The organism is Paraburkholderia sp. BR10954 (assembly GCF_040965775.1).
In the GTDB taxonomy this organism is placed as follows: Bacteria; Pseudomonadota; Gammaproteobacteria; order Burkholderiales; family Burkholderiaceae; genus Paraburkholderia; species Paraburkholderia youngii.
The window spans coordinates 1-5,408 of sequence record NZ_JBFRCK010000111.1 but is presented as its reverse complement, the minus strand read 5'-3'; the positions used below and the strand labels follow the sequence as shown (position 1 = coordinate 5,408).

Annotated in this window: 3 protein-coding genes and 2 pseudogenes; 4 read left to right on the top strand and 1 reads right to left on the bottom strand. The window is 58.5% G+C overall.

Going from position 1 to position 5,408, the window contains the following annotated elements; translation table 11 throughout:
- Nucleotides 1-897: 897 nt before the first annotated feature.
- Nucleotides 898-1,517: pseudogene (locus AB4Y34_RS40760) on the bottom strand (IS110 family transposase); the annotation flags it as partial.
- 336 nt (nucleotides 1,518-1,853) lie between these two features.
- Between AB4Y34_RS40760 and AB4Y34_RS40755 the strand changes: the two are divergent.
- The 4 genes and pseudogenes from AB4Y34_RS40755 to AB4Y34_RS40740 all read left to right on the top strand — a co-directional run.
- Nucleotides 1,854-2,567 carry an HAD family phosphatase gene (locus AB4Y34_RS40755; protein WP_176369547.1) on the top strand — a complete coding sequence of 238 codons (714 nt, stop codon included), beginning with the start codon at nucleotides 1,854-1,856 and terminating at the stop codon, nucleotides 2,565-2,567.
- Nucleotides 2,564-4,114 (top strand): mannitol dehydrogenase family protein, encoded by a 1,551-nt coding sequence (locus AB4Y34_RS40750; RefSeq protein WP_255215270.1) that lies wholly within the window; start codon nucleotides 2,564-2,566, stop codon nucleotides 4,112-4,114. The genes AB4Y34_RS40755 and AB4Y34_RS40750 overlap by 4 nt, the downstream gene beginning before the upstream one ends.
- Nucleotides 4,115-4,451: 337 nt before the next feature.
- A complete protein-coding gene (locus AB4Y34_RS40745) occupies nucleotides 4,452-5,144 on the top strand; it encodes an FkbM family methyltransferase (RefSeq protein ID WP_176369546.1) in 693 nt (230 codons plus the stop codon).
- A 118-nt stretch (nucleotides 5,145-5,262) separates the two neighbouring features.
- Nucleotides 5,263-5,408: pseudogene (locus AB4Y34_RS40740) on the top strand (IS5/IS1182 family transposase); the annotation flags it as partial.

Sequence of the window (5,408 nt, the reverse complement as noted above, 5' to 3'; positions counted from 1 at the left end):
TTTCGAGAGGAAACGTGGCTACCCTCTCTCCTGAAAGGGTCGGTTGAGGGCTGCATCTCAACTCTAGACCCTGGCCGCCCCCTTTCTGGGGCGGCCAGGAGGCCTTTCAATGATGATCAACTTGTCGAGACGGGGGGCGTGTTGCTTCACGCGATGAAGTTATTCCGGGCCAATTGTCAGCGACGAATCGTTTTGCGATGGAGGCTGGCGCTGCGTATCCGGGTCGCCAGTTCCCTCACTCGATTTGTCGCTGCGCTTTCACGCGGCGTTGCAGGGGGGCGCAGTTGACCGCCAGAAACAAGGTAGAAGCCATCGCGGAGATCATGTTGCAGACGAAGCGTTCTCCCGTCGCTCGTCCAACTGGCGTTTGCGTCTTGAATGCGACACGCTCGTGCCGCTGATGTCATAGGGCGTGCTGGTAATTTTGAAGGGTTCTTGATCTGCCCAAGACGTGTGGAAACCCATTGCTAGGGCAGGCTTGAGAATGTTGCGGTCTTCGGGCTTTGAAAAAGTCTGATCTCAGTCATATGCTACTAAGGCATCTGCTTGTATCCTGTGCTTGCAGCGAGCGATTATTCTTGCTCTGCTCGCTGCGAAGTTTTTTGGGCGGACCGTCAGAATTCCTGATAGACCTGACGTTTTTTGCCGGATTTCCGATGGAATGCGAGAGGAGAATCAGCTTCGAGCTGGGCGTTATCGACATATCATGCCTCCGCCGGTGACCACCTGATCCGGACCGTCACGCTTTTACGATGGGCGGTTCCGCAATGCGGCAACTTTCACAAGTTCAAAATGCAAGACTGCTCCCTTGCATTCTATTCCCTGACCGCCAGAGCAGTTGTTCGGACGCTTCGGTTTCAGCAAAGGCGTGTTGCGGCGCTTTTCGCAGGTGTGAGGTTCCGACCGCAAGGACGCAATTGGTGAATATGGGATGACGATTGTTGCGGCCTGAGTGCCGGGCACGATCACAGCCTGTTCGGCGAGCGCCTGAACGATCTCGGCCGCAAGACTTTTTCCCATGCGCGACGCGGCGTTTGGTGAGGCGGTTGGCGGGTTTTTTTTCACTCGTATCGGCGCTCGGTGGGCGACGACTATCGCTGCAGGACGATCAAGGCGTGGCCCAGACCCCGATGCAGTACGGGATGGATCTGGGTAAGCAGGCCGCGAATACTGTTGCTGGTCCGCGTGATTTGTGCGGCGAGGTCATCGTCAAAGCCGCACAACATGGTGAGTTCGGCGATTGGTTCGTCGGCCAGTCGAAGCGTGCGCAGCGTGTGCGGCATGGAACGCGCGGCTTCAGCAATGACGGCGGCATCGCGGGCAGTGGTCTTGGCTTCGCGTGCATGCAGATCGGCGATGCGGCGCATGGCCAGACCCGGCAAATAGGCGACTAGAACACCTCCATCGCACGCAACTGCCACGGGCAGCGCGCCAATCGTGGCAGGCCGATCGACAACAACCAGAAGTTGGCCGTGCGCCTTGAGTTCCGTAATGAGCGCGCGCGGTTTGGCTTCATCGACGCCCCCTGATAATGACTGCGACTGGGGGCGAGAATTATGCCGAGCCTGGTTGGACAAACCCCCGATTGTCGGGACATGAAGAAAATAACGGGGTGAACCTGCTGCTAACCGGCAGCGCACTGACGATGACCAATGGCTTGGCGTCGGCGGGGCAATGTGGGTGTACGCATGATTGAACGCATTAGCATGGGATTTTATCTTCTTCGCCATGCCCGAAACCCGTGACAGAAGTCTCGAAGACGTCGGAACGGGTGCGGAAAGGCGAGACGTTCGCACTACAGCCGGCGTTGCGCGAAGACTTGCGCGCCACAGTAATCATCTTGGGGGAAAGCAATGATCGACATCGCATCCAGCGACGCGCTGGAAAACTATTTGATGATTTGTGACTGCGACGGCGTGCTCGTGGACAGCGATGCCATTGCCGAAAGCATTATTGTGGAGCGACTGGAAGCGCTATGGCAGCAAACTGGCGTGCAGCGGGTCGTGCGTCCGCTGCTCGGACTGCGCACAGAGGCGCTGGTGGCCCGCACGGCCGCCGCACTGGGCAGGACAATCGACGAAGCTCAGGCTGCCTCAATCGACGCGGAAGTTGTACGCGCCGCGGTGCAAGCGCCGATGACCGCGGAGATAGACGAAGTGCTTGCCGCGATTTCCTTGCGTAAAGCTGTAGCGAGCAACAGTTTCGCGGACTACGTCAGGCGTGTACTCGATCGAACGGGACTCGTCAAGTTTTTCGGGGAGCGGGTCTTCACAGCTGACATGGTGTCGAATCCGAAGCCGGCGCCCGACGTGTACCTTGCTGCCGCCCGTCGTTTGCGCGTGGCGCCTGAACGTTGCGTTGTGGTGGAAGACAGCGTGACGGGAGCCAAGGCGGCGGTTGCCGCCGGCATGACCGTGCTCGGCTTTGCCGGTGGAGCGCACGCACCGGACGAACGGGCAAAGAACCTTCGTAACGTCGGGGTGAACGCGGTGTTCTACAGCATGCGGGAGCTTCCGTTGCTGGTCCAAAGCTGGACGCAGGACCAGCTTGCTCGCGACGGGGAATGAAACGCGGCAGCGAGAAGAGACTTTCTCGGCTGCAGCTCGATCTGACAGAATACCTTTATCAGCCGACAATGAAACAGCAACTCCTGTCTAACGCCACTCTCGGTCAATTGAATGACCGCGTGGCAGTTCCCGCCTACGACCGCAACCGGCTCACAGCGGGTATCGCGCATATCGGCGTTGGCAATTTTCACCGTGTGCATCAGGCGCTTTATGTGGATCGGTGCCTGCATTTACCGGGACACGAGGCGTGGGCCATCTGCGGTATTGGTCTCGGCAGTAGTACGTCCGCCCTGGCAAAGGTTCGGGCTTTGCACGCGCAGGACTGCCTCTATACGGTAACCGAGTTCGACTCGGATGGCAGTGCGAGCACGCGAGTCATTGGCGCGATGATCGATTATCTGCACGCGCCTGCCGATCCGGAAGCCGTGTTGCGCGAACTGGCCGGTCCGGCGATCCGCATTGTCTCGTTGACCATCACAGAGGGCGGCTATAACTTCGACGAAGCGACGGGCGAGTTCAAGTTTCACGAGCCCGATGTCGCGCACGATCTGGCGGGAGCACCGCCGCGCACGGCGTTTGGGTTTATCGTCGAAGCGCTGCGGCGCCGTCGCGAAGCGAACGTCCCTGCCTTTACGGTGATGTCCTGTGACAATCTGCGGCAAAGCGGCAATACAGTCCGGCGCGCGGTTTTGAGTTTCGCGCAGGCGGTCGACCCGGGACTTGCGGACTGGATCGCGGACAATGCCACTTTTCCCAACGGCATGGTCGACCGCATCGCGCCGCAGGTTACCCCCGAAGTTCGTGCGAAGGTCGCCATCATGTCGGGCATCGACGACGCGACGCCCGTTGTCGCGGAGACGTTCACGCAATGGGTGATCGAGGATCGCTTTAGTAATGGGCGTCCCGCATTCGACGCCGTGGGTGTCGAAGTGAAGAGCGACGTTTCGGCCTACGAGGCGATGAAAGGGCGCATGCTGAACGCGTCCCACATGCTGCTTGCGTATCCGGCAATATTGCTCGGCTATCGTTTCGTTCACGAAGCAATGAGCGATCCGGATATCGCTGCGCTTTTACGAGCGTTTTTTCAGCATGATGTCAGCCCGATTCTCGAGCTGCCTCCGGGCGTTTCATCTGAAATATACGAAGAGAAAGTGCTCGAGCGATTCGGCAACCCGGCTGTCGCCGATCAACTTCTTCGCGTTGCCCACGACGGCGCGGCCAAGATCCCTGTGTTTCACGCAAAGACGATCGACACGTTGGTCCACGACAAACGCGACATGAGACGCGAAGCGTTGCTGCTAGCCTGCTTTCAGGAGTATCTGAGGGGCGTTGACGATCGCGGTGAAATTTTCACGGTGGACGAGAAGAAACTCACTGCGGCGGACTGGGAATTGCATAAAAGCAGCGACCCTCTTGCTGTGCTGAACATGTCTTCGTTCTCGTCACTGCGCCTCGCAGAGAAAAGGGCCTTCGTCGAGCCTTTCTGCCTGCTGCAGGGCATCGTGTCACGGGGGGATACGCGCATGGCGCTTCGTGAGGCACGATGAGCGTATTTTTAGCCATTGTCAAATTGCCAAATCGGTCGCGCAGATCCCTGCCGTCCTTTTACCGTTGCTGCGCGAGCACCGCTTATCTCGCTGCTATCCGCATACGCCCGTCCCGGAAAACAACCAGAGAGACCTTGCCGACTACTGCAGGCCCCCATGAAGGAACGGCCGGGCACCGGTCCAGTTCGCGACTTGATGCCGCGATGGCCATCTTGATCATGACGTTCAGTATTTCAGTGCGGCCGACCGTTTCGAACTGCTCTACGTGTCGCGCCTGCGCCGGCAAATTCCCGCTGGTTGCAGTGCGACGATTTCTAGTGAACTCCAGCAAAACACGATGGATCGTATCAGCGGACATACGTTTTTCCGGCGGTTTTTGCAGCGAGACAGTGCTGTTATCGATCTGGGCGCGAACAGCGGTACGTTTTCCCGGCTGATGTCGGAGGAATACGAATGCGTATGTTACGCGGTCGAGCCGAATCCCGACTGTTTTGCGCGGCTCGACGGCATGGCGTGCGTGAAGCCCTTCAACCTCGCGATTGCCGATCGTGCAGGGACGATGAGCTTCTTCGTGGCGGCGAATTCGGAGGCATCGTCGTTCGTTCGCACCAGCGAGAACAATCGCGAGATCCAGGTGTCCGCTGTGCGGCTCGACGTGTTCACGCAGCAGCAGGGAATCGCGCAAATCGATTTGCTGAAGGTCGACATCGAAGGCGCCGAGGTGCCGTTGCTTGATTCACTGCCGGACGCGTTCCTGCGTAACATTCGCCAGATCGCGTTCGAATTCCCTGATTTTTGTGGCCTTGTGGAGAAGAGGGATGTCGCCCGGCTTGAGCCGCGGCTTGAACCGCAGGGATTCCGGTCGATCAATTTCTCGAAGGAATCGCACGGGCACGAAGATCATCTGTCCGTAAACCGGGCGCGGTGTCCGCTCGGCTACGTCGAGTATGCGACCACGAGGTATGTGACGAAGTACCTGTTGTGCGTGGGCCGCATCATCGACCGCTGGAGGCGCGGTGGCAGTAAGTAGTCGGACCTGAACATTCCGGAGAGCCTTTTGCAGCAAGGGTTTGAAGCGGAAAGTTGTTGATGCATTTGCAGGAACCTGGCAGATTAGGGGTTGTTTCCTGCATTATGTCGAGGTCTTGATGGGTCCGAAGACAGCGATGAGCGAAGGCGATTTGTTCCGGCATCCTCTGCGCGAGCAGATCAACCTGAAGCATCCTTTGGTGCGTCTGGCCGATCTGATCAACTGGGATCAACTGGATGCGTCGATGAGCGCGAGCTTTGTCTC